Below are 23,055 nucleotides of genomic sequence, written 5' to 3'. Positions count from 1 at the left end.
CGATGTAGCCGCACGGAAGGTGTTTTTAGTAAGGTTTCTTGTTAATAACGTGCTATCCGTCGGCCGTTGGACATGTCCTGCCTCCATCCCCCCATTCAGGAGGAGTCCACGTGCATCTGCGAAACAAGGCGGTGGCCGGTGCCGCCGCGCTCACTTTGGGAACCGTGCTCGCGCTGGTCCCGGCGACCGCGGCCGACGCCCACGGCAGCATGTCGAACCCACCGAGCCGCGTCTACCTCTGCAAGAACGAGGGGCCGGAGACACCCAAGTCCGAGGCCTGCAAGGCGGCTGTCGCGGCCGGTGGGACCCAGGCCATGTACGACTGGAACGAGGTCTCCCTGCTGGAGGCCGGCGGTAACCACCGCGCGCTCATCCCGGACGGCAAGCTCTGCAGCGCGGGCCGCGAGAAGTATCGCGGCCTCGACCTCCCCAGGGCCGACTGGCCCGCGACGCAGGTCTCACCGGGGCCGCTGGAGATCACCTACCACGCCACGGCCCCCCACGGCGGGAGCAACTTCGAGTTCTACATCACCAAGCAGAGCTGGGACCCCACCAAGCCGCTGAAGTGGTCGGACCTGGAGCCCCTCAAGACGTTCAACAACCAGAACCCTGTCACGTTCACCAAGTGGACGCTCAACCTCCCGCAGCGTACGGGCCGCCAGCTCATCTACTCGATCTGGCAGCGCGTCCTGTACAGCAACGAGGCCTTCTACACCTGCTCCGACGTGGACTTCGGTGGTGGGACCAACCCCTCACCCACCCCGACCGTGACGCCCACGGTCACCCCCACCGTGACGCCGACGGTGACCCCCACTGTGACGCCGACGGTGACGCCGACGGTGACGCCGACCGTCACCCCCACGGTGACTCCGACGAAGCAGGAGGGCGCCTGGACCTCGGGCACCTCCTACACCGCGGGCGCGACCGTGACCTACAACGGTTCGACCTACCGTTGCCTGCAGTCGCACACCGCGCTGCCCGGCTGGGAGCCGCCGAACGTCCCCTCTCTGTGGCAGCGGGTCTGACCTCGTCGGACCGGGCCTGACCCTGCCGGGTGGGGCGGTCTCGCCGCCCCACCCGGGCACCCCCCCCAACAGGAGTTCCCCATGTTGAAACGCGTCGTCCCGCTCGTGCTGAGCGCCGTTCTCCTCGCGGGCTGCGGCTCACGCAGCCTCCAGGAACTGCAGGGCGGTGGCCAGCTGACGGTCGGGGCCGCCGCCAGCGCGGCACCCGGGCTCGTCGCGGGCCCTGACTTCAACCCGGCCGATGTGATGTTCCTGCAGATGATGCTGCCGCACGACGCCCAGGGGGCGAAGCTGGCGAAGCTCGCCGCAGGCCGGAACATCAGCGAGAACGCCAAGGTCCTGGCCGCGGCGATCGCCACCACCCAGGACGCGGAGGTGACGATGATGACCGGCTGGCTGAAGGGCTGGAAGCGCCCCACGGCCGCTCCGGCGGGCGCGCACTCCGGTCACGGAGGCCACGGGCTGAGCGACGCCCAGATCCGGATGATCTCGAAGTCCCCGGACTCCGAGTTCGAGAAGCGGTTCCTCAACGCGCTGATCTCCCAGCAGGACGACGCCATCCAGATGGCCAAGGTGGAGAAGATGGCCGGTCAGAACGCCGAGACCAAGGCGCTGGCGGACCGGATCGAGGCCTCGCGTACCGCGCAGATCGACCAGATGAAGGCGATCGTCGGCACGTGACCGGCGGGTGACCGCGTTGTCCGTCGGCAGATGATCGGGTTGTCGGCGGACCTTCGCTGTGCCATATTTCCTACTAAATCTACTGGAATTTGGGGGAAGTATGCGCAGACTGCTGGGAGTCGTGACCGGGCTGATCCTGGCCGGGACCCTCACCGCGTGCGGCGGATCACAGACGACCACGTCCGCGGCCTCGACCGGCGGAGGATCGTCGCCGAAGGCCGACGCGCCGCTCAAGGTCGGCGTGAACCCCGTGCCCCACGGTCAGATCCTGAAGTTCGTCAAGGACACCCTCGCCGCCAAGGCCGGGCTGAACCTGGAGATCGTCGAGTTCACCGACTACGTGCAGCCGAACGTCCAACTCGACGAGGGACGGCTCGACGCCAACTACTTCCAGCACGTCCCCTACCTTGAGGAGTTCTCCAAGGGCAAGGGCGTCACCCTGAGCTGGGTCGCCCCGGTCCACATCGAGCCGCTCGGGCTGTACTCCAAGAAGATCGACGACATCGCCAAGCTGGCCAAGGGGGCCCAGGTCGCGCTGCCCAACGACGCGAGCAACCTGGGCCGCTCGCTCAAACTCCTCGCCGACAACGGGGTGATCACCCTCAAGGAGGGCGTGGGCGTCAAGGCCACCGAACGCGACGTGGCGGCGAACCCCAAGGAGCTGCGGTTCAGGCCGCTTGAGGCCGCCCAGCTGCCCCGCTCGCTCCAGGACGTGGACGCCGCGGTCGTCAACGGCAACTACGCCCTCGAAGCCGGGCTCCAGCCCGCGACCGACTCGCTGATCCTGGAGAAGGGCGAGGGCAATCCCTACGCCAACGGCCTGGTCACCGTCCCCGCCAAGGTCGGCGACCCCCGCGTCAGGAAGCTCGCCGAACTGCTCCAGGGCCCCGAGGTGAAGAAGTACATCCAGGACACCTACAAGGGCGCCGTCCTGCCGGCCGTACCGTAACGCTCACCTCCCCGGGTACGGCCGCACGACGCGGGGACGTTTGAGATCCGTACGGGGGATAGGGGATGGGGCGTTGGTTCAAAGGAGGGAACCCCCATGACCATCGCAGGTGGCATCATCCTCATCATGCTCGGCGCCATCCTCACCTGGGCGGTCGAGTTCGACATCGCGGGGCTCGACATCAACGTCGTCGGGGCCGTCCTGATGATCGGCGGCCTCGTGTGGCTGCTGTTCGCGATCTACCGGGTCAGGATCGCCCGCAGGGCGGTCGCGCCGACCACCACCGTGGTCGAGGAGGACCCGGTGACCCACCGTCGCGTCTACCAGGAGCGTCCCTACGACGACCCGCCGGTCGTGTGACGGCGCTTCCACGCCCCCGTCAGGTCATGGCGGGGGCGCTCGAATGTCTTTCTCAAGGAGAGGGTGAACGATGAGCAGGATCGTTTCCCGAGGGGCGGGCGTCGTGAGCGGAATGCTCGGCGGCGCCGTCGCGGGGGTCGTCTTCAAGCAGGTCTGGAAGCTCCTCGCGGGCACGGATGAGGCGCCCCAGGCGACCTCGGACGAGTACGGCTGGGGCGAGGTCCTGGCCGCGGCGGCCATCCAGGGGGCCATCTTCGGTGTGGTCAAGGCCGCCATCGACCGCTCGGCGACCAGGAGCGTGCACCGGGCCATCGGCGGATAGCCGTACGGCCTTCCCTTTCGTTTCCTGACGCGTCGTGCGTTGAGTAGTTTGAGGAACGACAGGGAAGGGGTGGCGTGGTGTCGCGGCAGCCGTACACGGTTGAGCAGGTGGCCGACCTGCTCGGTCTGCACGTCAAGACGGTGCGTGGCTACGTGCGGGACGGCCGGCTGAGGGCGACGCGCATCGGCAGGCGGTACCGCGTCGCGCGGGAGGACCTTGAGGCGTTCACCGGGCAGCCGGTCGAGCCGCCGGCCGCTGAGACCGCCGGGACCGCCGCGCGCTCCCGCCGCGTCGAGGTGTCCTGTGTCGTGCAGGTCGACGCGATCGGCGTCGAGGAGACGATGCGGCTGAGTAACACCCTCATCGCCCTGGCCACCGGGGGCACCCACGACGACGGGCGGCTGCGCGTCGAGACGATCTACGACGAGGAACGGGCCAGCCTGAAGATCATCATTCTGGGCGGGGCGGAGAGCGGCGCCGAGATCCTCAGGGTGATCACCACGCTGGCGGGGGAGCGGGCGTGACCGTGGGTCACTCCTCGTCGGCGGGCAGGGCGAACAGCCTGACGAACATGGGGCGCGCGTCCGGCGGGGCGTCCTCGGCCGGGCGGTTGTACTTCATCAGCAGCGCGATGTAGGCCTCGAAGAACTCCTCGAACTCCTCCAGAGTCATCCGCCCGAGGCCGCGTGAGAGCTTGGCCCACCGGGGGTCGCGCAGGTAGGCGGCGGGGAAGCGCTCGAACAGCTCGCGGTCCTCCGCGAGGTTGGCCCGGTGGAACTCGTTCAGCACGAGCCGGTCCTCCGGGGCGAGCTCCCCGGGCGCCGGCAGTCGGATGTCCCTGAGCGCCTGGGTCCTGCGCCACCAGCGCTCCCTGCCGGTCGAGCGTTCCGGGATCTCCTCGATGAACCCCGCCTTCTCCAGCTGGCGCAGGTGGTAGCTGGTCGTGCCGGTCTTGGCGTCGAGCAACTCGCCGAGCGTGGTCGAGGTCGCGGGGCCGTGCACGCTGAGGTGACGCAGCATGAGTCGCCGCATGGGGTGGGCCAGGGCCTTGAGCCTCACCGGGTCGAGCATCGGCGGCTTCTCATCCTTCATGATGATCAGTCTACTCCTGCAGAAGGAAATCTGCAGAGAACTGTTTGCAGAGACTTCTCTGCAAAGTATGTTCGGCATATGCGAAGAATCCTCCTGACGGCGGCGGTCCTCAGCCTGCTCGCCGTCCCCGCGACCGCCCCCGTGGCGACGGCCGCGTCCCCGCCCGCCGTACCCTCCGACCTGACATCCGTCGAGGTGAGCTTCCGTGGCGCCGGGGGACTCGCCATGCACGGCACGATCATCACCAAACCCGCCAAACCCACCGAGCCCAACGACAAGACCACCGATGAGCCCGCCGCGGGGGCTGGGCTCACCGGTGGTACGGCGGGAGCCGGACGCCCCGGCGTCGTCCTGGTGCACGGCGCGGGCACGGGGACGCCGCGCACGAAGCTGCTGGGCGAGGCCGTCGAGTTCGCCCGCCGGGGCATGGCCGTGCTGATCTACGACAAGCGGTCAACGGGCTACTCGCTCATCCACCGGTCCTATCCGCAGCTCGCCGATGACGCGCTCGGCGCCGTGGCGACGTTGCGCTCCCAGCCGGGCGTCGATCCGGCGAAGGTCGGCATCTGGGGGCTCAGCGAAGGCGGCTGGGTCGCCCCGATCGCCGCCTCCCGGTCCAAGGACATCGCCTTCGTCGTGCTCGTCGGCGCCAACGGGCTGCCACCGCTGCGGCAGCAGACCTGGGCCGTGGCCGCCGGACTGCGCAAGGCCGGGGTCACGGGCTCACTGATCGACCGGGCCGAGCTGAACCTCTACCGGACGATCGCCGACGGCGGCATGTTCCCCGAGCCCTACTACGACCCCGCGCCGACCCTGGCCGCGGTCCGCCAGCCGGTGCTCGCCATCTGGGGCACCCACGACCTGCTGACCCCACCGCAGGAGAGCCCGCCGGTGTTCTCCCGGGCGCTCGGGGAGGGCGGCAACCGGTACTACACGGCCCGGTTCTTCCCCGACGCCGACCACGCCGCCCACCTGACCCCCGACGGGGGCGTCACCCGGCTGCCCGAACTCGCCCCCGGCTACGCCGACCTGGTCGGCTCCTGGGTCGGGGAGGTCACGGCGGGCAGGCCACCGGCGACGAGTTCCTCGGGCCCGGCCCCCGTCCAGGCCTCACTGACCGTGCCGGTCGACCCTCCCGCCTGGTGGGAGTCGGCGCCCGCGCAGCTCGTGGCGCTGGCGCTGTTCCTGGTCGCCTTCGTCTCCTACCCGGTGGCCGCGCTGGTACGGCGCCTGCGCGGCCGGTCGAGGGCCCCGGTGACCAGGGCGGTGTGGCTGCTCAGCGCGGGCGGTCTCGTCTCGGTCATCGGCTCGTTCTGCTACCTGGTCTATCTGATGATGACCGGCGGGAAACTGGCCGCTCCCGGCCCCGTACTGCTCGGCCGCCCGCTGGTCTGGCTGGCGCTGCAGGCCGTCGCGGTCGTCTCGGCCGTCGCGACGGTCCGCCTCGCCGTGGCCTGGCGCCGTACCCGGGACTCCCTCGGCGGAGGGCAGCTCGGCCTGCTGCTGGCCGGCGGCGCGGTGTTCGTCCCGTGGGCCCTCTACTGGGGTCTGCTGCTGCCCTGACGGCCGGCACGGGCGGCGGCACAGGCGGTACGGCTCAGCGCCTGGCCCGGTGCACGGCCGTCGCGGCGGCGGCCCCACCGGCCAGGGCGAGGGCGGCCAGCCCGCGATGCCGGGACAGCCAGGCCTGGACGCTGTGCGGACGGGCGCGCTTGTCGAAGACACCGTGGGCGCCGTAGTCCCGTTCCTCGTCCGCGGGCTCCCACAGGTTGGCCACGTCGGTGGGGAACAGCGACTCGGTCTGCTGGCTTCTCCGTCCGTTGCGGGCCAGGAAACGGTCTATCAGCCCGGGGGCCAGGCGCTCTCCGAGCAGGGTCATCGCCGTCGAGGCGCCGACCCAGTACTCCCGCCGCCGTGGGTGCTCGGCGGCGAAGACGAGCGCCTTGGCGGCGACCTCGGGCTGGTAGATCGGGGGAACGGGCTGCGGATGATGCCTGAGCCTGGACAACACCCAGGAGAACTGCGGGGTGTTCAGCGCGGGAAGCTGCACCATGGTGATCTGGACGCCGCTTCCCTCGCCCATCAGTTCGGTCCTGACCGACTCGGTGAACCCCTTGATCGCGTGCTTTGCCCCGCAGTAGGCGGACTGCAGGGGAATGCCCCGGTAGGCGAGCGCGGACCCGGCCTGGACGATCACTCCCCGGTTCCTGGGGCGCATCAGGTCGAGCGCCACCCGCGTCCCCCAGACGTAACCGAGGTAGGTGACCGCGGTCGTCCGCTCGTACTCCTCGGGCGTGATCTCGGTGAAGGGGGCGAAGACCGAAGAGAAGGCCACGTTGATCCAGACGTCGATCGGCCCCATCTCCTGCTCGACGCGCTCGGCGGCCTGCCTGACCTGCCGGTGGTCGGCCACGTCCGCCTCGTAGACCAGCCCGGTGCCTCCCGCGGCGCCCACGTCGGCCGCCGCGGAGCCCAGGCCGGCCGTCCCCCTGGCGATCAGCGCGACGGACGCGCCCCGCGCGCCGTACTCCTGGGCCACCGCCCTGCCGACCCCGCCACTCGCGCCGGTCACGACCACGACCTTGTTCTTCACGGTGTCCTCCATGGTTGCCTCCTTCGCCGGTTCAGGCGCCTCCCGTACCCGAACGGCCACCGACCATGCCCTCGTCCTGGATCACCACACGTTTCGCGGGGGCTTTCCCGGGAACGCGAGGTTTTTCGGAGGAAAGGAGTTCGACGATGGAGGCTCCGCAGTACGTCGCAGCGCGTGTGCAACGCGCACTGGCCGAGGACGACAGGACCAACGAGCTCGGCATCCGGGTCGACGTCCGGGGCGGACAGCTCTTCCTGCGCGGGCAGGTCTCCGGCGACGAACGCCGAACGCTCATCGCCGACGTGGCCCACGAGGCGGCCCCGGAGCTGACGCTCCGCAACGAGATCACCGTCCTCGACGTCAGGGGCCCGGGGGAGGAGGAACGGCTGTGAGGCAACTGCGCATCGCGGCTGTGGGAGACGTCCACCTGGACGAAAGGCTCAGGGGGAGTTACCGCAAGCGCCTTGACGACGTCGAGCAACACGCGGACGTGCTGCTGCTCGCCGGTGACCTGACCCGGCACGGCACTCTGGAGGAGGCGGCCGTGGTCACCGACGAGTTCCGTGACCTGCCGGTCCCGGTGGTCGCCGTGCTCGGCAACCACGACCACCACTCCGACCGCCCCGCCGAGATCGCGGCCATGCTGTCCGACGCGGGGATCACGGTCCTGCACGACGACGCGACCGTGCTCGACATCGACGGCGTACGGCTGGGCGTCGCCGGTGGCAAGGGCTTCGGCGGAGGATACGCGGGCAAGTGCGCCAGCGACTTCGGAGAGCCCGAGATCAAGGCCTTCGTGGGACACACCAAGCGGATCGCGGAACGCTGGCGGGTGGCGCTCAAGGAACTGCAGGCCGACCGCAGGGTCGTGCTGTCCCACTACTCCCCGGTCAAGGACACCCTCGCCGGGGAACCCCTGGAGATCTACCCCTTCCTCGGCAGCTACCTGCTGGCCGAGGCCGTGGACGCCGAGGGCGCCGACCTGATCGTCCACGGGCACGCGCACGCGGGCACGGAGAAGGGTGTGACCCCCGGCGGCATCAGAGTGCGCAACGTCGCGCTGCCGGTGCTCGGCCGGGCCTACGGGGTCTACTGCCTGTAGGGCCCGAGAAGCGGCGGGCCGGACGAATCCGGCCCGCCAGGGCTTCCAGGCGCCTGCACGGCGTTCGGCGTGCGGCGTCGAAGATGGTGCGGGCGAGGCCCGCATCAGACGTTGAAGATGCTCACACCTCCGGGGCCGACGAGGAATCCGAGGACGATGAGCACGATCCCCCACAGGAGGTCGCGGCGGGCCAGGATCACATAGATCCCGGAGATGACGAGAACGACTGCGATGATCCAAAGCAAGGTAGCCATAACGGGCCCCTGCCCTCACGATTCATCACATAACATCCCTGGTCCTGTGAAGATCGATGATCGGCTGGAGAATCCAGAACCACGCGCTGGACAGCGCCACGGCGCCGCCGAACAGTACGGCGGGCCAGGCGTTGATCACGGTCTCGGCCACCAGGGCGACCGAACTGGTCATCGCGATCGCCAGCCCGACGGCCCCGGCGATGCCCAGCTTGTTGGCCCGGTGCAGCATCTTCTCCTTCAGCGGGGTGCGGAACAGCAGGCGGTGCTGCGCGGCGGGGGTGATGAACAGTACGGAGGCCAGCGCGGCGCTCAGCAGCGAGATGAAGAACAGCCAGCGCCCCTCGTCCTCAAGCTTGTGGAAACCGGCGGCGAACGGAAGCGTCAGCAGGAAGGCGAACAGGACCTGCACTCCGGTCACGGCGACCCTGAGGCCCTGAAGCAGCTCGCCCAGCTCCCGGTCCACCCGCTCCTTGCGCGTCTCGTCGGTCTCCGGTTCCTCGACGTGGTCTTGTCCGGGGTCGTTCATTCAGGACTCCTTGAGCGTGGAACCCCTATACGGACGATTCCCAGCCGGCCGCCGACCTCCTCGGCGGACGCCCGGCGGCGAAGCGGTTCGTAGGGGTAAGGCTTAAGAGGGCGCTTTACCCTGGACCAGGTTTGCTATGCCTATCTGGGGATTCATGGGGTACCCGGGGGATATGGGAAGTCACGGCCACGAGGTGACCGACGCCATCCTGGAAACGCTGAAGCGAGCCAGCAGCGGTCTCAAGGACGCGGGCGTCAGGTTCGCGCTGGCGGGGGGATGCGCCGCCTACGCGCGTGGCGCCGCTCCCTCGTTGCACGACGTGGATTTCGTCCTGCCCCAGCAGGATGTGCCCGCCGCTCTGGAGGCCCTGGGAGGCCTGGGGTTCGAGACGGCCAAGCCCCCGGAGGACTGGCTGGTCAAGGCCTATGACGAGGGCAGGCTGGTGGATCTGATCTTCAGCGTCTGCGACCACCCCGTCACCTCCCGGCTGCTGGAGCGCGCGGAGCCGATGAAGGCCTCCGCCGTGATCGTGCCCGTCCTTGAGGCGACCGACCTGGTCATCACCTGGCTGCTTCCGCTGTCGGAGCACGGCTGTGACTACGGTTCGCTGCTGCCCCAGGTCAGGGCGTTGCGCGAGCAGGTCGACTGGGGACGTGTGGCGGCCGTCACGGGAGACTCGCCGTACGCGCTCACCTTCCTGACCCTCCTGGAACGGCTCGGCGTACTGGAGGGCCCCGTCAGCCCAGCGGGAGACCCCTCCTGGCCCTGACCTTCGGGGTTCCTGGAGACCGGTTTCTGAGGACGGCTCTTTCTGAGGACGGCTCCCGAGGCGTTCTCAGAAGGCCGGGACCGGTCACCGCCCCCGGAACGCGGCGAGGGCCCCGCCTCGAAGCGGGGCCCTCGCCGTGCGTGACGTCGCGGAAGGGTCAGTAGACGCCCGTCCCGCCGTAGGGGAAGCGGCCGTAGTACTCACCGACCGTGTCGCGGTAGACCGGCTCCTTGAAGTTCGACTCGTCGAACTCGGGAGCGTTCTTGATCTCTTCCTTGGTGCGCGAGACGTGGACCCGGCGCTCCTGAGGGTCGATCCGGGTCACGGTACCGGCGGGAAGCAGGACCTTCTTTCCGAAGATCCACGGTCCGGTGTCGACGACGATGTAGCTCTCACCGACCTCGTAGGTCGCCTCGTCGACCGAGCCGATCTTCCCGTCGGTGGCCTCCACGTGATAGCCCGCGATGTCGAGACTCTGGTTGACGTCGTAGGCGTCAGCGCGATAGCTCCACAGTTCAGGCTGCATGTTTCTCTCCTTTGGTGTGGTTCGTCGGCCTCCTCCCGCTACCCCGGCTGAGATCTCCAAACGGTCACGACCCCCACGCATTCCACGATCAAGGCCATGGCCTGGGGCTGAGCGACGAAAAATTATGAAATGGCTGTCATCTCATGGCATGGGATGACAGTTGGGTTGTGTCGCTCCGTGTCCCAAGCACGGTCTCTCGTCCGGTAGTCTTGTCGAAGCCAAGCGCCGCTAGCTCAGTTGGTTAGAGCAGCTGACTCTTAATCAGCGGGTCCGGGGTTCGAGTCCCTGGCGGCGCACAGCGGAGGAAACCCCAGGTCGGCACGCCCGGCCTGGGGTTTTCTCGTCCGGTGACCACCGAGGGGGACCGCCCGTGGAGCTCCGGCCCGTCGTCGAGGCCGATCTGGACGCCTTCGACCTGGCCTTCCAGAGCGAGGAGGGGGCGACGCCGTACCAGTGGTTCGGGTTCACCCCGACGGTCGCACCGCGGGAGGCCCTGCGCACCCGAGGGCTCCTGGCCGGGGCGGACAACATGCTCGCCGTCACCGTGAACGGCGAGCTGGCCGGGCGGGTCGAGTGGCTGGAGCGCCGCTGGGGGCGCCGCGACACCTCGCTGTGCTGGGAGATCGCCATCGGCCTGCTGCCGTCCTGGCGGGGGCGCGGCATCGGGACCCTGGCCCAGCGGGAGCTCGTCCGCTACCTGTTCACCCACACCAGGGTCGAGCGCGTCCAGGCGACGACCGACCCGGAGAACCTGGCCGAGATCCGCTGCCTGGAGAAGATCGGCTTCCAGCAGGAGGGCCGCGTACGGCGAGCCCAGTGGCGAGGCGGCCGCTGGCACGACCAACTCCTCTTCTCCCTCCTCCGCGAGGAGTTCTCCCTCACCGAAGACAAGTCCGACCAGACAGCCGACATCTGAGGCCTTCCGGAGCATCGGATCACGCGGAGGAAAGCCCGGCCTCGTCAATTCGCCTGAGCAGGCTCGACTTACCTCGATGCCGCTGCCTGAGCAGGGCGAGACCTTCACCGAAGGCGTTGAGGTCGCCCTCGCGGTCGGCCAGGGCCCACAGGTCACGCAGCAGCGCGACGGCCTGGCCGTACTCGCGGGACTTTCCGGTGCTGACGAGCGACTCCACCCGTGTCCACGCCCCGTCCGGATCTCCGGCGAGTTCGTTCAGACGGCGTTCCCGATCCAGTGCCTCCTGCCGCTCCCGTCGGGCGCGTTCCCGTTCCCGGCGGAGCCGCTTCTTCCGCAGCCGCTCATCTCTGCGCACGGAGGCGGCGTCCTCCAGCTCGCCGGCCGTAAGCACCGGTTGTTCGGCGACCGTCGCCTGGCTGTGGAAGTCCCGCAGCAGCTCCGCACGGACATGGACGGCCTCACCGGTGACGACCCTCAGTAACAGCGCGTCCTTGCGGCGCCCAGAGATGGCGCCGATCCAGGAGGCAAGGGCGGCCCGATCAAGCTGTACGGCCCCGCCCCACCTCGGCCGCGACGGCCAGCAGGTCGTCGTCCACTCGCAGGAAGTCGGCCAGCGCCCGCTGGGCGGCGGTCAACGATCCCAACCCTGGCGGCACGGGCGGCGCGGACCCCTTCTCCCCGTCCCTCACAGCCGACAGCCAGGCGAGGTAGAGCGGACGAAGGTCGCCGGCGGCCAGTTCCGCGCGGACCCCGACGATCGCCGGCAATGAGCTCTCGATGTCATCCTCCCAGTCCTCCTCTTCCTCCTCGCTGGCCAGTTCCAGGATCACGTGCTCTCCCGAAGTCCAGGAGTCGACCCGGTCCTCGACGGAGTAACGCCCGGCCACGACGGGATCCAGCAGCCTCAGGGGGAGGCGGAGCATCAAACGGTGGGTCCCCCAGTTGGACAGATACAGGTGGGCGTCGAAGTAGCGCTCCATCATCGTCCGCGGGCTGCCCTTGAAGTCTCCCCACTCGTACTCGTTGACGAAGCCGGTCGCGGTGATCCTGGCCCGGGTGGACAGGGCGCGGATCTCCGCCTGTTGCCCGGCGGTGAGCGGCCGGTCGATGGCGACGAACTCGTAGTACTGGTACTCGCTCACCCGTTCACCCCGCCCAGCGGCGGAACGCCTCGATCCACTCGGCTCCGGCCGGAGGCGGATCGGGTAGCGGCAGGTCAAGGACGCCGATCGCCTGGCGGTGTCTCCCACGCTCGCAGACGGCGGCGATACCGGTCCCGACCAGCAGGGTGATCCTTGTGACGGTGACGGGGGCGCCCAGGACGTCTGTCTCGAACGGCAGCGCGAGGTTGTCCTCGATCATCACGTGGAACCCGGAGAGCTGCTCGTTCTCACCGTAGGCGTCCACGGTCGCCTCGGCGATCAGCTCGTCAAGACGGTCGTCGTCCGAATGCGAGGCCACAGCGGTCACGATAGCGTCCGGACACCGAGAGTTCCTCAGACCGGCAGGCTTCGCCAGGGTGGGGTGGGCAGGCTGGGCTCGTACTCGGCGTCCCACAGGTGCGCGAGCACCAGCATCCCGACCTGCAGGTCACCCGCGTCCAGCATCGGCAGATGCTTGCGCATGATCTGCTGGACCGGCCGGTGACGAACCTGTTCCTCCAGGGAGGAGTGGAACTGCTCGGCGTCCCCCTGGGAGCGGTGGGCGACGATCGGCAGGACGTCGGTCAGGTGCCCCGCCCGGTACAGCGCGATCTGGATCTCCCAGTCCTCGGACGCGGGGAAGCGCCGGTCGTATCCGCCGACCCCCTGTAACACCTCCTTGCGGTACATGCCCGTCGCCCTGCCGTGCGTGTGCATGAACAGGCTCAGCTCAGGGATGAACCCGGCGGGGGCGTAGGTGCTGTGGAGCAGGCCGGTGTACTGGGTGTAACCGACGACGTAGGCCAGGTCGGGATTGCCGTCGAGCGCCCTGCGCGCCGCGTCGAGGAAACCGGGCCTGATCGTGTCGTCGGCGTCGAGCGGCACCACATAGTCGCCGCGGCCGTGCCGGATCCCGGCGTTGCGGGCGGCGCTGAGTCCCTGACCCTCCTGGCTGACCTTGACCACGCCGTTCAGGCCGTCGAACAACCTGCTCGTCGCCAGGTCCGCAGAACCGTCGTTCACCACCACGATCTCGGCCTCCGGCAGGTCGCGGCGGACCGAGGCGACGGCCTCGTGAACCCGCTGTTCGTGGTCGAACAGCGGGATGACCACGGAGACACGTCCCCGGGGAGCGTCCCCGGTTCGCAGGACGGTCCCGGCGTACCGGCGTACGTATCCGGCGGCCCAGCGGGCGAAGACCTCCGAGGGCGTCCCCGCGACGGTCCCGGTGAGCGGCTCCAGGTCGACCGTCTCGATCGTGGCGTCCTGGAACAGCCCCAGGAGCCTGCGGGCTCGCACGACCGTCAGGGCCAGCGCGGCACAGCCGACGAAGGTCAGCGTGACGGGCTGCGACTGCCAGTCGTGGGCGAGCAGGGTCTCGAAGACGCGGTCGGCGTCGGCCTGCTCCCGGCACAGGTAACGGTGGCCGGGGTTGGGGTCGACAAGCTCGGCGATCCGCACCCCGGGGTCGATCCCGACGGTGTCCGGAATCAGCCACGGGTCGAGCAGCAGGCGGAGCCGTCTGCCCGCCGCCGCCCGCCGGTTGGCCAGCCGTACGGCCCTGCGCACGCCGGACAGCCCGGCGGCGCCGGTCGAGCACACGATGACCTGGAGAGGTTCACCGCCGGGCATGACGCCTCCCCGGTGCGCTCCCCGCAGGACGCGACCGGTCGTTCCCCGGCGCCGTGTCGCCGATGGACACGGCCGCCCCCCGGCGACCGCCTCCGCCCGGAAAACGCTCAGGAAACTCCAAGGAACGTCCCCGAACCTCCGGGGAGCGACTCGTCCCGCGAGAAACCTGTTTTCCCGGCGGCCCCGGCCTTCTTCCAGTGCCTTTGTCGTCTCGGCTGAACCGAGTTTCCCCCACACCGGCCTCCCACGCCTGGTCGTCTAAGGGAATGAAGCCCCGAAGCACAGTCGAACGCAGTCTTGCAGCACGCTCGCCAAAGCGGAAGTGTTCGGTGTCAGGCCTTTCATCTTCGGCGCTCCAGGCATCCGGCGGGCGGGGCCGGGCACCCCTCGCGGATCTCGCCATTCGGCGTATTCACCGAGCGGCAACGCTGTGAACTGGGAATTCTCCGGGCATCCAAAGCCGCTTCCCGGAGCGGAAGCGGACAGGGCACGTCCTGTCACCGAGAGAAAGCAGGAATGGTGGAAAGTTCTCACCGGTGCCGTACGGTGCTTCCCGTATGAATTTCGCCCGGCCTTTTCCCGCCTTTCTCCGCCTGGGCGGGGGAACTTCCCGACAACCGCCGACGCCGTACGGCCGGGTCTGGACCGGTGTTCAAACGAAGCGGCCACAGGGCATTTCGGAGGACCGTGACCGGACGCGGTCGCGGGCATTCTCGCGACGCGTCGTCACCGCTTTGCGCGGAGAAAGCCCAGGGGAGACCGCGCTCCGGCCGGAGATCCCCTGGTTCCCACCCGTCACCTGCGGCCCACGAGTAGTCTGTCCGTGACCATTCGCGTACTCTCCGTGTCTATTGTGCGGCGGTGCGCCGACCCGTCGCAGGAAACGGCCAAGCAGGCCGTCGGGCCCAGCCGAGGGAGGCTGCGCGTGAGAATCGAAGGCTCCGCGGTGCTCACCACCACGCCGGGAGAGGCGCTGAGCGACGAGGCGATCGACCACGTCCTGCACGCCCTGACCGAGGCGGCCTGTCAGGTCGAGGCCGACTACGTGGCGGCCGTGCGGCTCAGGCAGGAGCTGTACGAGAGCGACGAGCGCGGTTCGCGGCTGCGCGCCACCCAGACGTGGCCCCCGGCGGGTCTCAGGATCGACCCGCTTGAGTCACTGGGCGCCCGGCGGACGCTCCTCGCCGAGGAGACGGCGGAGAAACTGGAGGACGCGGTGACCGTCTTCGCCGCGTGGTACGCCGACGTGGCCGCCTGCGCCGTGGTCGCCCAGCTGGTGGGGACGGGCCTGACCCCCGTCCGCGTTGCGGCGGCCGACCCCTACACCCACATGGACGAACGGCAGCTGGCGCTGTTGCCCGCCATCTCCGAGACGGACCGCGAGCTCGCCGAACTGGCCGTGTGGATGGACGAGGGCCTGACCGACGTACGGCCGGGCGACCGCGGTCCGGCACCGGTCGGCGGTCGTGACTTCGCCGCGGAGCTGGGCATGGTCGTCCGGCGAACCCCCGACGGCAGGCCCGTGCTCGTCCAGGACGGGTGGACGGAGGCGCGACGGCGGCGTCTGTGGGGCCGGATGTGGCTCGACCACCAGATGCCCCTCCTGCCGCCCACCGGCGAGCTCGTCCACGCCCTGGACAGGGCCGGAGCCGCCCCCGGCACGGTCGAGGAGATCAGGCAGGCCTCCCAGGCCGTGGACGCGGCCCTCGGCGCCAGGATGCGCGCCCACGAACTGAACGCGCGGATGGAGTCCGTGCCCCTGGGGGAGGGGCTGGCCGACAGCGTCGCCGAACTCGACGCCGAGGCGGTGCTGCTGTGGAGACAGGCCGACGAGCTTCCCCACCTGCTCATCGCCTACGCCCGGGTCCTGACCGGCAACCTCCCCCGGCTACGCCTGCTCAGGCGAGCCTAGGGCTCGAAGCCCGGATCAGCGCCTCACCGGCCTTTCGCCGCCCAAGCCGCGTTCCGGCTTCATAAGAGACGCCTGCGTCGCCTCCCGGCCTCTTCGGCCTCCTCCCGGGTTCTGGGAGAGGATCAGCGAGGTCCGGCCGCCCGATGTGCTGGACGAAGAACCGTTCGACATATGCTCGGTGCTTTCCTGACGGGGAGAACCGGAGGCGGCGGCGGACCTAACCGTTCGCGATCCACCCTGCCGGTCTCTCGCCAGGGGACGGGGAGCGGCGGGGCCGCTTGGGCTCCCCGGTTCTGTCGGTGCGGTGGAATATGGTCCATGGCATGTGCCGGAGCATCAAAACCCTTCGGGAGCCCTACGCCAGTGACGTGACCGACGAGGACGTGCGGGCAGCCGCGCTCCAGTACGTCCGCAAGGTCTCCGGGTTCCGATCCCCGTCCGCCCGTAACGCCGAGGCCTTCGACAGGGCGGTCGAGGCCGTCGCCGCCGCGACGCAGGCCCTTCTCGAAGACCTGCAACTGGGGCGTCTTCCTCGGACCTGACTCCGTCGTGCGTCAGGTGATCTCGTGGTTCAGCGTCTCCAGGTGTTCCACGTCCGTGCGTAGGTCGTCCTTCCTCGCGGAGGCGCGCCCGGAGAGCACGATCACCGCGTCGTCGGCTTCGAAGACGACCTTCCTGCTCTTCGGCGGGTTCAGGACGACGCCGCCGTCGCCGCGAGCCGTACGGTCTCCTCGGTAGCCGATCGCGATCTCGCCGTACGCACGGGCGGCGGCGACCACGGTGGCGTAGTCGACCGGGACCGACAGCCGCACGTAGTCACCCGCGGGCCTGAGAGAGACCTCCTGGCCCCCGGCGGCGAACAGGTCGGTGAACACGTCGTGGCGCCGGGGATGCTCGGCGATCTGGATCATCAGCAGGCCGGTCACCCGGGTGGGAACGATCAGGTCGTCGACCTCGGTGACCTCGGCCAGACGCCGGTCGCACTCCCTGGCCATCTCCGTCACCAGGCTGTGCCGCCAGCCGTTGCTCCTGGTCATCTCCCTGACGTGCAGAAGGGTCAGGAGCGTGCGCGAGTCGGCGACGTGTGCGCCGAGCCGGTCGTCGGCCAGGATCAGGACGTGGTCGTAGGTCCCGACGCCCAGCGCCTCAAGGGTGCCGTAACGGGTGATGTCACCACTCTCGTGGGCGAGGGTCACGTTGGCCAGGGGTCCCGCGAGGGCGTCCATCCGCGAGGCCATCCGGGAGTCGTGCGCGACGACCCTCACCTGTGACCCCGGCGGCATGCGCCGGTCGAACTCGGTCACGATCGCGGCGCCGCGGCCGTTCCAGCCGAGGATCAGGACGCGGTGCGCCGTTGGGGTGTGCTCCCCGGAGGCGATGATCTCGTGGCTGTCGGGCTCGGCCGAGGTGCGGAACTGCTTGGCGCCGCCGTCGCCCATGATCAGGACAAGCCGGTCGTTCGCGTCGATCCGGGTCTCCCCGGAGGGGTTGAGCATGATCCGGCCCCGGCGCTCCAGGCCGATGAGGGAGCCGTTCTCCAGGGCGGGCAGGGCGTCCCCGAAGTTCTCTCCGACGAGGTCGCAGGGCTGCCGGAAGCAGATCTCGCTTCCTCCCGACCCGAGCAGGTCGCCGTAGACCACCGACAGGCCGGGGTTCAGGCAGCTCTGGACCACGACGCGGGCGGAGATCTCGTCGACGTCGACGATCAGGGCGCCGCTCCCGCCCGCCAGCCGGGCGGCGACCAGGTTGTCCGGGTCACGGACGCTGGCGACCAGCTGCACCCTCGGCCGGACCCCGGCGGCGTCGAGCGCGAGCAGGCTCTTGATGGTCCTGGCGTCGGAGTCGGTGTCCTCGGAACCGAGCACGATGACCGCCCGTGCCCGCTCCGGGCTGACGATGGCCACGTCCGCCGGATCCGTCGGGTTGCCCGTACGGCACACGACACGCAGGTTGCGCAGCGCGGCCCTGCCCCCGATGGCCTCCTCCATGGCGGTCCGGTCCATGTCGGCGAGGATCGCCACACAGGTCGTCCCGCCTCTGCCCTCGCCCGCGGCGGCCAGCTCGGACAGGATCAGGAAGACCTGCTCCGACCAGCCGAGCACCACGGTGTGGCCGCGCTCGACCACCGGCGAGCGGCCCTTGCGGAGTCCGGCCAGCCTGCGGTCGAGCCCCGTCTTGACGAGGCCGACGAGCGCGCTGAAGATCACGATTCCGGTCAAAGCGACCACCGGGGTGCCTCGGGGGAGTGGTGGCGGCCCCTCCTCGGGTGTCGCCGTCACCGGGGACAGTGTGCGTGTCAACCCCGACCAGAGCGCGAGGGGCAGGTCGGTGGCGTCCGGGACCAGGACGACGAGGGCCGTCGCCCCGGCGACCGAGACGGCGAGCGCCACGAGGACGAGCAGGCCGAGCACGGCCCAGCCTCCCCGGATGACGAGGTTGTCGAAGCGGTAGCGCAGACGCCTCACGACGAACCCTCCGTTGTCTGACGTTAAGTTACTTGGCAGACACCGAAAGTGATTATGGCCTGTCGTCGGTGGAGGGGGAAGGCGGGGAAGAGCCTGGGGCTCCCGCCGGACCGCCGGTGCTTCGGGGCCGGCGGTCCGGCGGGAGGGCGATCAGCTGACGTTGGCGCAGATCACGTAGACGCTGATGCCGACGTCGCTGTAGCCGTCCTGGCGGCCGATGCCGTACCAGCCGGCGCCGTCCTCGGTCGGGAAGGAGCCGACGAGGATCGCGCGGTTGCCCTGGGCCTCCGCGCCGCCGCCGATGGCGTGCTTGCCCGCCGGGCACCTGACCGCGCGCCGGGTGAAGTTGGGCACGTTGGCGTTGGGCAGCTTGACGATCTGGTAGCCGGTGAAGTCGGCGGCCGTGGAGGAGGCCGTGACGGGCGTGGTGCCCGCCGAGGCCGGGAGGGCGGTCGCCGCCGTCAGGCCCGCGCAGCCGACGAGGGCGGCGAGGGCGACGGTCGTGAGTGTGTTGAGTCGCATGCTTTCTCCTGTGACGGATGGTGCTACTGCGGTCACGAGAAGTAAACAATCCGCTACGTATGGTGTCCAGCCTGGGTTTTGTGGCCTGGGGGTCACATGTGTCGCCTTCCTGGGCTCCATGTCGTGCCACGTCATACCACGTCGTCTCTGGGCGTTACGTACATGTCTCCCATGGGCCGCCCGGCTGTGCGAGGGTGGGGGTATACCGTGTGATCGGGCCGGGCCGCGTCACCGGCGCCGGGAGGGGCAGGGGTGGGTGTGAGCAGGCAGTTGGTCGTCCGTGTCACCCACCACGAGGAGGCGCGCTGCGCCGTGCTCACCGTCGAGGGCGACATCGACCGGACGTCGAGCCCGCTGCTGCGAGAGGCCATCAGGGGGCTGGTCCAGGAGAGTCGTCCCAGGATCGTCCTCGACGCGGGAGGCATCACCTTCTGCGACTCGAACGGCCTGCGCACCCTTCTCGGCGGGATGGCCATGACCTGCGAGGCGGGCGGGTGGATGCGCCTGGCGGGTGTGCGCGGCCCCTTCGAGCGGCTGCTGCGGATGACCGACCTCTACGGCTTCTTCGCCGTCGACTCCGACGTGGTCGGCGCGCTGCGGCAGGCATCCGAGGGGAGCGCCCCGAACCCGGAGTGAGGGGTTGACGGGGCCGGTGCGAGCCGTACTATGACGTAGGGTAATCGTCTATTGACGCACCGTTTCCGGATGTGGGCGCCTCCGGTCGTCCATGGCGTTTCGCCGGTCTCCAGGATGAGAGACCGCTCCGCTCGCGGGTCGTCGAGAGCCCGAAGAACGCTCAACCAGGTGTCTCCCCGGCTCTGCCATGCCGCCTCACGCTGCCCCATGTCACGGCCGCGGTCATGCCTGGCCGTACGTCCCCCTCGGCCGATGGAGAGCGGTATGCGTCGGTTGCGAAAAGTCATCACGTCGATCCTCTGCGTCCTCGGCGTGCTCACAGGTGACCTCACCGTCCCCGCGGCGGGAGCGGGAACGGCTGTCCCCGACCGCTGGGGGTTCGCCTTCGTCAACACGCCGAACGGCGTCCCCACCCTCGCCCGCCAGGCGGGAAGCTGGCCGCCCGGCCCGGTCGTCTCGATCCTCACCCCGGCCGGAGGCCCGACGTACGTCAGGTTCCCTCGGCTGGCGACCACGGGCGGCGTCGCGCACGTCACGGCCGTCTCCCCCCGCCCCGAGTGGTGCCAGGTCCTGCGGTGGGGCCCCTCGGGCGCCGACCTGCTCGTGGCCGTACGGTGCCACCGGTACGGCGGCGCCCCGGTGACCGTCCCGTTCACCGTCCTGTTCGAGGAGAGCGTCCCGCCGATGGAGGTCGTGGACGGGAAGGCTTTCGGCTACGTCCACCACGACGGCGTGGCGGTCGTCTCACGCGCCAACTCCGCGGCGGGTGAGAACACCGTCACCGCCGGGCCTGCGGGCACCTGGGACGTCCTCATGCCCGGCCTCGGCACGGCGCGGAGGACGGGCGGCCTGCAGGTGACCGCGGTCGATCCCGAGCGGCCCGCGCGCTGCAAGGTCGCCGCCTGGACGTCCACGGTGGCAGGGCAGAGCGTCCGGGTGCGCTGTCACGACGCGGCCGACACCCCCGTCGGCACCGGCTGGACGCTCACCTACCAGCGTGAGCGGGCCATCACCGGGGCGGCGCTCCCGTCGGAGAACTTCGCCTACACCTTCGACAACCTCCCGGACGACGCCGGGCCGTACTCCCCGCGGCCCGGCGGGATCAGCCACAACTCCCGCGGGGCCGTCAACACCGTGCGCTCCGCGGGAGCGGGGCTGCGTCTGGTGACGTTCCCGCAGGTCGGCGGGCTCCTCGACCACGTGCAGGTCACCGCGTACGGGCCCGGCCCCGAATACTGCAACCTGCCGGCACCGTGGAACACCGGAGCGCTCGCGGTGACCGTCCGGGGCGTGGCCTGCTACAACGGTCTCGTCAGGACGGCCCAGGCCTTCATGGTCACCTACGCCTCCGCCGGGTAAGGGCCGGTCCCCGGTGCCCCTCACATGTTGATCATGTGTCCGGCCAGGCCGTGGATCGCCTCCTTGACCGCCTCGCCGAGTGTGGGGTGGGCGTGCACGTTGCGGGCGACCTCGGTGACGGTCAGGTCCCACTTCTGGGCCAGTGTCAGCTCGGGAAGCAGCTCGGTGACCTCGGGGCCGATCAGGTGGGCGCCGATCAGCTCGCCATGCTCACCGTCGCTGATGATCTTCACGAAGCCGACCGCGTCCCCGAGGCCGTGGGCCTTGCCGTTGGCGCTGAAGGGGAACTTGGCCACCTGGACGTCGTAGCCGAGGTCACGGGCCTGGGCCTCGGTGTAGCCGAAGCTGGCGATCTGCGGCTGACAGTACGTCGCCCTGGGGATCATGACGTAGTCGAGCTCCATGGTCTCGGCGTCCGCGATGGTCTCGGCCGCGATGATCCCCATGGACTCGGCCGCGTGCGCGAGCATCAGCTTGGCGGTCACGTCGCCGATGGCGAAGATGTGCGGCACGTTCGTACGGCAGCGCCCGTCCACGGCGATGGCGCCCCTGTCGGTCAGGGCGACCCCGGTGCGTTCGAGGCCGTAGCCCTCGACGCGGGCCTTGAAGCCGATGGCCTGCAGCACCTTGTCGGCTTCGAGGACCTCCTGCCGCCCGTCGCGCGAGACGGTCACCCGCACCTTGTCGCCGGACTCGTCGATGGACTCCACCCGCGTCGAGGTCAGCACCTCGATGCCGAGCCGCCGGTAGTGACGTGCCAGCTCGGCGGAGACCTCCTCGTCCTCAAGCGGGACGAGCCGGTCGAGGAACTCGACGATCGTCACCTTGACGCCGTAGTTGTGCAGGACGTAGGCGAACTCGACGCCGATGGCGCCCGCCCCGGCGATGACCACGCTGCCGGGAAGTTCCTCGCTGAGGATCTGCTCCTCGTAGGTGACGACCCGGTCGGTGACCGACGTCCCCGGCAGCAGCCTCGTGGTGGCGCCCGCCGCGATGATGCAGTGGTCGAACGTCACCGTCTGCTCGCCGCCGTCGGCCCCGGTCACCCGCAGCGTGTTCGCGTCGGTGAACTCGCCCCGGCCCTCGTACTCGGTGATGCCGTTCTTCTTCATCAGGTAGTGCACGCCCTTGACGTGCCGGTCGGCGACCCTGCGGCTGCGCCTGAACGCCTCGCCGTAGTCGAAGGTGACCGTGCCCTCGACCCGGATGCCGAAGGTCTTGGCCTCGTGGTTGAACAGGTGGGCGAGTTCCGCGTTGCGCAGCAGCGCCTTCGACGGGATGCACCCCACGTTGAGGCACACCCCGCCCCAGTAACGTTCTTCGACGATCGCCGTGCTCAGGCCCAGCTGGGCGGCGCGGATCGCCGCCACGTACCCTCCGGGGCCCGCGCCGAGGACCACGACGTCATAGTGAGTGCTCATGGATCGGACACTATTGAACGGCGGGCCGCTCCGCTCACAGGGGGTGGCGTTCCCGTGAGGTGAGGGGGGCCGGTCGCCACCCCCGCCGGATTCCGCGCGCGGGTTCGCTTTTCAGGCGGTTCGCGATCTCGTCGTGTACCGGCCGGTAGGCCGCGGCGGCGGTCAGGGCGGCGGACTGGAAACGCCCTCGGGCCTCCCGCAACTCGACGGCGATCCTGCGGCGCCCACCGGGCAGCAGCCGTACGGGGCGCAGCCTGGCCCGTTCGTGCTCGGCGCGCAGCGCGGCGCCCGCCTCGCGCAGGGTCGTCACGTACTCGACCGCGGCCTGCCGCCACCGCCGGACCTCCTCGCCGGTGCACGGCACCAGGTGGCCGGTGCCGCGGTGGTGCAACGTGTAGAGGGAGGACATGCCGGGCGGCATGGGGGCGCCCTCAAGACCGCAGCAGCTCACGCCGACCCGGCCCCCGACGGGGGCGGGCGGCTGCGCCTCGGCCCTGTTCTTCAGGCCGACGTCGTAGAAGTAGGGGTAGACGGCGTTGTCGCGACGGCAACGGCGCAGGCGGCGGTTACGGGCGTTCCTGGTACGGATGTCCGAGACCAGTTCGGACAGCGACGTGCCCTCGACGAGGATCACCATGCTCACGAGAGCGACGAACAGACCGAGCACGAGCAGAATGGTCTGGAGCATCGGAGCTTCCCTCCGGCGTTCGCGAGGATCGCGAACGCTTCGATGACTGGCTTTCCGGACAGTCACTTAAGCGTCAGATTCACGTGCTCGCACTATGGTCAGGCGATTACTCAAGCACGCCCCGTGCTTTCCCCGGCCATTATGCTTTTCCGGATTGTAGTCC

General features: G+C 69.7%; 28 protein-coding genes and 1 tRNA gene. 16 read left to right on the top strand and 13 right to left on the bottom strand.

Annotated features, from left to right (window positions below; translation table 11 throughout):
* Positions 1-110: 110 nt before the first annotated feature.
* From ACFOYY_RS01780 to ACFOYY_RS01755, 6 genes are all read left to right on the top strand, one after another.
* Positions 111-1,025 carry a lytic polysaccharide monooxygenase auxiliary activity family 9 protein gene (locus tag ACFOYY_RS01780; RefSeq protein WP_386187165.1) on the top strand — a complete coding sequence of 305 codons (915 nt, stop codon included), beginning with the start codon at positions 111-113 and terminating at the stop codon, positions 1,023-1,025.
* Positions 1,026-1,106: 81 nt separating this feature from the next.
* Positions 1,107-1,706: a DUF305 domain-containing protein gene (locus ACFOYY_RS01775; RefSeq protein ID WP_352010368.1), complete on the top strand. Its 600-nt coding sequence runs from the start codon at positions 1,107-1,109 to the stop codon at positions 1,704-1,706.
* Between the two features lie 100 nt (positions 1,707-1,806).
* Entirely contained in the window at positions 1,807-2,655 is an 849-nt protein-coding gene (locus ACFOYY_RS01770) for a MetQ/NlpA family ABC transporter substrate-binding protein (RefSeq protein ID WP_362909307.1), read from the top strand.
* 96 nt (positions 2,656-2,751) lie between these two features.
* A complete protein-coding gene (locus ACFOYY_RS01765; RefSeq protein WP_352010370.1) occupies positions 2,752-3,015 on the top strand; it encodes a DUF6458 family protein in 264 nt (87 codons plus the stop codon).
* A gap of 70 nt (positions 3,016-3,085) precedes the next feature.
* Positions 3,086-3,337: a DUF4235 domain-containing protein gene (locus tag ACFOYY_RS01760; RefSeq protein ID WP_352010371.1), complete on the top strand. Its 252-nt coding sequence runs from the start codon at positions 3,086-3,088 to the stop codon at positions 3,335-3,337.
* A 77-nt stretch (positions 3,338-3,414) separates the two neighbouring features.
* Complete coding sequence (locus tag ACFOYY_RS01755) at positions 3,415-3,861, top strand: helix-turn-helix domain-containing protein (RefSeq protein ID WP_386187160.1); 447 nt, start codon at positions 3,415-3,417, stop codon at positions 3,859-3,861.
* A gap of 7 nt (positions 3,862-3,868) precedes the next feature.
* On the opposite strand, the gene ACFOYY_RS01750 is transcribed toward ACFOYY_RS01755, so the two are convergent.
* A complete protein-coding gene (locus ACFOYY_RS01750; protein ID WP_352010373.1) occupies positions 3,869-4,429 on the bottom strand; it encodes an ArsR/SmtB family transcription factor in 561 nt (186 codons plus the stop codon).
* 78 nt (positions 4,430-4,507) lie between these two features.
* On the opposite strand from ACFOYY_RS01750, the gene ACFOYY_RS01745 reads away from it, so the two are divergent.
* Positions 4,508-5,992, top strand: a complete 1,485-nt coding sequence (locus ACFOYY_RS01745) for an alpha/beta hydrolase family protein (protein WP_386187155.1) — start codon at positions 4,508-4,510, stop codon at positions 5,990-5,992.
* Positions 5,993-6,026: 34 nt separating this feature from the next.
* Here ACFOYY_RS01745 and ACFOYY_RS01740 read toward each other — a convergent pair whose 3' ends face one another.
* Positions 6,027-7,034, bottom strand: coding sequence for an SDR family oxidoreductase (locus ACFOYY_RS01740; RefSeq protein WP_386187152.1), 1,008 nt, complete (start codon positions 7,032-7,034; stop codon positions 6,027-6,029).
* Between the two features lie 134 nt (positions 7,035-7,168).
* Between ACFOYY_RS01740 and ACFOYY_RS01735 the strand changes: the two genes are divergently transcribed.
* Together ACFOYY_RS01735 and ACFOYY_RS01730 are read left to right on the top strand one after the other, a co-directional pair.
* Positions 7,169-7,414 (top strand): BON domain-containing protein, encoded by a 246-nt coding sequence (locus ACFOYY_RS01735; protein WP_352010376.1) that lies wholly within the window; start codon positions 7,169-7,171, stop codon positions 7,412-7,414.
* Positions 7,411-8,124 carry a metallophosphoesterase family protein gene (locus tag ACFOYY_RS01730; protein ID WP_352010377.1) on the top strand — a complete coding sequence of 238 codons (714 nt, stop codon included), beginning with the start codon at positions 7,411-7,413 and terminating at the stop codon, positions 8,122-8,124. The genes ACFOYY_RS01735 and ACFOYY_RS01730 overlap by 4 nt, the downstream gene beginning before the upstream one ends.
* Before the next feature lie 104 nt (positions 8,125-8,228).
* Here the strand turns inward: ACFOYY_RS01730 and ACFOYY_RS01725 are convergent, their stop codons facing one another.
* On the bottom strand, positions 8,229-8,378 hold the full coding sequence (locus tag ACFOYY_RS01725) for a GPGG-motif small membrane protein (protein WP_184719841.1): 150 nt from the start codon (positions 8,376-8,378) through the stop codon (positions 8,229-8,231).
* A gap of 25 nt (positions 8,379-8,403) precedes the next feature.
* A complete protein-coding gene (locus ACFOYY_RS01720; RefSeq protein WP_352010378.1) occupies positions 8,404-8,904 on the bottom strand; it encodes a DUF6328 family protein in 501 nt (166 codons plus the stop codon).
* 193 nt (positions 8,905-9,097) lie between these two features.
* On the opposite strand from ACFOYY_RS01720, the gene ACFOYY_RS01715 reads away from it, so the two are divergent.
* Positions 9,098-9,673, top strand: a complete 576-nt coding sequence (locus tag ACFOYY_RS01715; protein ID WP_386187147.1) for a nucleotidyltransferase family protein — start codon at positions 9,098-9,100, stop codon at positions 9,671-9,673.
* 157 nt (positions 9,674-9,830) lie between these two features.
* On the opposite strand, the gene ACFOYY_RS01710 is transcribed toward ACFOYY_RS01715, so the two are convergent.
* Positions 9,831-10,199: a PRC-barrel domain-containing protein gene (locus ACFOYY_RS01710; protein ID WP_386187144.1), complete on the bottom strand. Its 369-nt coding sequence runs from the start codon at positions 10,197-10,199 to the stop codon at positions 9,831-9,833.
* Positions 10,200-10,421: 222 nt separating this feature from the next.
* On the opposite strand from ACFOYY_RS01710, the gene ACFOYY_RS01705 reads away from it, so the two are divergent.
* Positions 10,422-10,495: transfer RNA gene (locus tag ACFOYY_RS01705), tRNA-Lys, on the top strand.
* 74 nt (positions 10,496-10,569) lie between these two features.
* Positions 10,570-11,115, top strand: a complete 546-nt coding sequence (locus tag ACFOYY_RS01700) for a GNAT family N-acetyltransferase (RefSeq protein WP_386187141.1) — start codon at positions 10,570-10,572, stop codon at positions 11,113-11,115.
* Between the two features lie 19 nt (positions 11,116-11,134).
* Here ACFOYY_RS01700 and ACFOYY_RS01695 read toward each other — a convergent pair whose 3' ends face one another.
* The 4 genes from ACFOYY_RS01695 to ACFOYY_RS01680 form a co-directional block, all read right to left on the bottom strand.
* The gene (locus tag ACFOYY_RS01695; protein WP_386187138.1) at positions 11,135-11,470 is read right to left on the bottom strand and encodes a hypothetical protein; all 336 of its coding nucleotides are present in this window, start codon (positions 11,468-11,470) and stop codon (positions 11,135-11,137) included.
* 184 nt (positions 11,471-11,654) lie between these two features.
* Positions 11,655-12,257, bottom strand: coding sequence for a hypothetical protein (locus tag ACFOYY_RS01690; RefSeq protein WP_352010383.1), 603 nt, complete (start codon positions 12,255-12,257; stop codon positions 11,655-11,657).
* 4 nt (positions 12,258-12,261) lie between these two features.
* Entirely contained in the window at positions 12,262-12,576 is a 315-nt protein-coding gene (locus ACFOYY_RS01685; protein ID WP_352010384.1) for a hypothetical protein, read from the bottom strand.
* A gap of 35 nt (positions 12,577-12,611) precedes the next feature.
* Positions 12,612-13,889, bottom strand: a complete 1,278-nt coding sequence (locus ACFOYY_RS01680; protein ID WP_362909295.1) for a glycosyltransferase family 2 protein — start codon at positions 13,887-13,889, stop codon at positions 12,612-12,614.
* Between the two features lie 925 nt (positions 13,890-14,814).
* On the opposite strand from ACFOYY_RS01680, the gene ACFOYY_RS01675 reads away from it, so the two are divergent.
* Both ACFOYY_RS01675 and ACFOYY_RS01670 read left to right on the top strand, forming a co-directional pair.
* The gene (locus ACFOYY_RS01675) at positions 14,815-15,801 is read left to right on the top strand and encodes a hypothetical protein (protein ID WP_362909293.1); all 987 of its coding nucleotides are present in this window, start codon (positions 14,815-14,817) and stop codon (positions 15,799-15,801) included.
* A 323-nt stretch (positions 15,802-16,124) separates the two neighbouring features.
* Positions 16,125-16,343, top strand: a complete 219-nt coding sequence (locus tag ACFOYY_RS01670; protein ID WP_352010387.1) for a DUF2277 domain-containing protein — start codon at positions 16,125-16,127, stop codon at positions 16,341-16,343.
* 12 nt (positions 16,344-16,355) lie between these two features.
* Here ACFOYY_RS01670 and ACFOYY_RS01665 read toward each other — a convergent pair whose 3' ends face one another.
* Positions 16,356-18,266: a CASTOR/POLLUX-related putative ion channel gene (locus ACFOYY_RS01665; protein ID WP_386187132.1), complete on the bottom strand. Its 1,911-nt coding sequence runs from the start codon at positions 18,264-18,266 to the stop codon at positions 16,356-16,358.
* 150 nt (positions 18,267-18,416) lie between these two features.
* Positions 18,417-18,788 (bottom strand): hypothetical protein, encoded by a 372-nt coding sequence (locus ACFOYY_RS01660; RefSeq protein ID WP_386187129.1) that lies wholly within the window; start codon positions 18,786-18,788, stop codon positions 18,417-18,419.
* A 258-nt stretch (positions 18,789-19,046) separates the two neighbouring features.
* Here ACFOYY_RS01660 and ACFOYY_RS01655 point away from each other — a divergent pair, with 258 nt between their 5' ends.
* Together ACFOYY_RS01655 and ACFOYY_RS01650 are read left to right on the top strand one after the other, a co-directional pair.
* Positions 19,047-19,424 (top strand): STAS domain-containing protein, encoded by a 378-nt coding sequence (locus ACFOYY_RS01655; RefSeq protein ID WP_352010390.1) that lies wholly within the window; start codon positions 19,047-19,049, stop codon positions 19,422-19,424.
* A gap of 264 nt (positions 19,425-19,688) precedes the next feature.
* Entirely contained in the window at positions 19,689-20,783 is a 1,095-nt protein-coding gene (locus ACFOYY_RS01650; RefSeq protein ID WP_386187125.1) for a hypothetical protein, read from the top strand.
* Between the two features lie 20 nt (positions 20,784-20,803).
* Here ACFOYY_RS01650 and lpdA read toward each other — a convergent pair whose 3' ends face one another.
* Complete coding sequence (gene lpdA / locus ACFOYY_RS01645) at positions 20,804-22,204, bottom strand: dihydrolipoyl dehydrogenase (RefSeq protein WP_362773948.1); 1,401 nt, start codon at positions 22,202-22,204, stop codon at positions 20,804-20,806.
* A 34-nt stretch (positions 22,205-22,238) separates the two neighbouring features.
* Positions 22,239-22,892 carry a hypothetical protein gene (locus tag ACFOYY_RS01640; protein WP_386187121.1) on the bottom strand — a complete coding sequence of 218 codons (654 nt, stop codon included), beginning with the start codon at positions 22,890-22,892 and terminating at the stop codon, positions 22,239-22,241.
* Between the last annotated feature and the right edge of the window lie 163 nt (positions 22,893-23,055).

This window comes from Streptosporangium jomthongense, assembly GCF_042650425.1.
Lineage (GTDB): Bacteria > Actinomycetota > Actinomycetes > Streptosporangiales > Streptosporangiaceae > Streptosporangium.
This window is presented reverse-complemented; position numbering and strand designations above follow the sequence as displayed.

Coding starts and splice junctions, on each gene's coding strand:
- ACFOYY_RS01740 (WP_386187152.1), bottom strand. CDS start 7,034: ATGGAGGACACCGTGAAGAACAAGGTCGTGGTCGTGACCGGCGCGAGT.
- ACFOYY_RS01725 (WP_184719841.1), bottom strand. CDS start 8,378: ATGGCTACCTTGCTTTGGATCATCGCAGTCGTTCTCGTCATCTCCGGG.
- ACFOYY_RS01735 (WP_352010376.1), top strand. CDS start 7,169: ATGGAGGCTCCGCAGTACGTCGCAGCGCGTGTGCAACGCGCACTGGCC.
- ACFOYY_RS01660 (WP_386187129.1), bottom strand. CDS start 18,788: ATGCGACTCAACACACTCACGACCGTCGCCCTCGCCGCCCTCGTCGGC.
- ACFOYY_RS01670 (WP_352010387.1), top strand. CDS start 16,125: ATGTGCCGGAGCATCAAAACCCTTCGGGAGCCCTACGCCAGTGACGTG.
- ACFOYY_RS01650 (WP_386187125.1), top strand. CDS start 19,689: ATGCGTCGGTTGCGAAAAGTCATCACGTCGATCCTCTGCGTCCTCGGC.
- ACFOYY_RS01680 (WP_362909295.1), bottom strand. CDS start 13,889: ATGCCCGGCGGTGAACCTCTCCAGGTCATCGTGTGCTCGACCGGCGCC.
- lpdA (WP_362773948.1), bottom strand. CDS start 22,204: ATGAGCACTCACTATGACGTCGTGGTCCTCGGCGCGGGCCCCGGAGGG.
- ACFOYY_RS01710 (WP_386187144.1), bottom strand. CDS start 10,199: ATGCAGCCTGAACTGTGGAGCTATCGCGCTGACGCCTACGACGTCAAC.
- ACFOYY_RS01745 (WP_386187155.1), top strand. CDS start 4,508: ATGCGAAGAATCCTCCTGACGGCGGCGGTCCTCAGCCTGCTCGCCGTC.
- ACFOYY_RS01640 (WP_386187121.1), bottom strand. CDS start 22,892: ATGCTCCAGACCATTCTGCTCGTGCTCGGTCTGTTCGTCGCTCTCGTG.
- ACFOYY_RS01765 (WP_352010370.1), top strand. CDS start 2,752: ATGACCATCGCAGGTGGCATCATCCTCATCATGCTCGGCGCCATCCTC.
- ACFOYY_RS01720 (WP_352010378.1), bottom strand. CDS start 8,904: ATGAACGACCCCGGACAAGACCACGTCGAGGAACCGGAGACCGACGAG.
- ACFOYY_RS01770 (WP_362909307.1), top strand. CDS start 1,807: ATGCGCAGACTGCTGGGAGTCGTGACCGGGCTGATCCTGGCCGGGACC.
- ACFOYY_RS01775 (WP_352010368.1), top strand. CDS start 1,107: ATGTTGAAACGCGTCGTCCCGCTCGTGCTGAGCGCCGTTCTCCTCGCG.
- ACFOYY_RS01760 (WP_352010371.1), top strand. CDS start 3,086: ATGAGCAGGATCGTTTCCCGAGGGGCGGGCGTCGTGAGCGGAATGCTC.
- ACFOYY_RS01750 (WP_352010373.1), bottom strand. CDS start 4,429: ATGAAGGATGAGAAGCCGCCGATGCTCGACCCGGTGAGGCTCAAGGCC.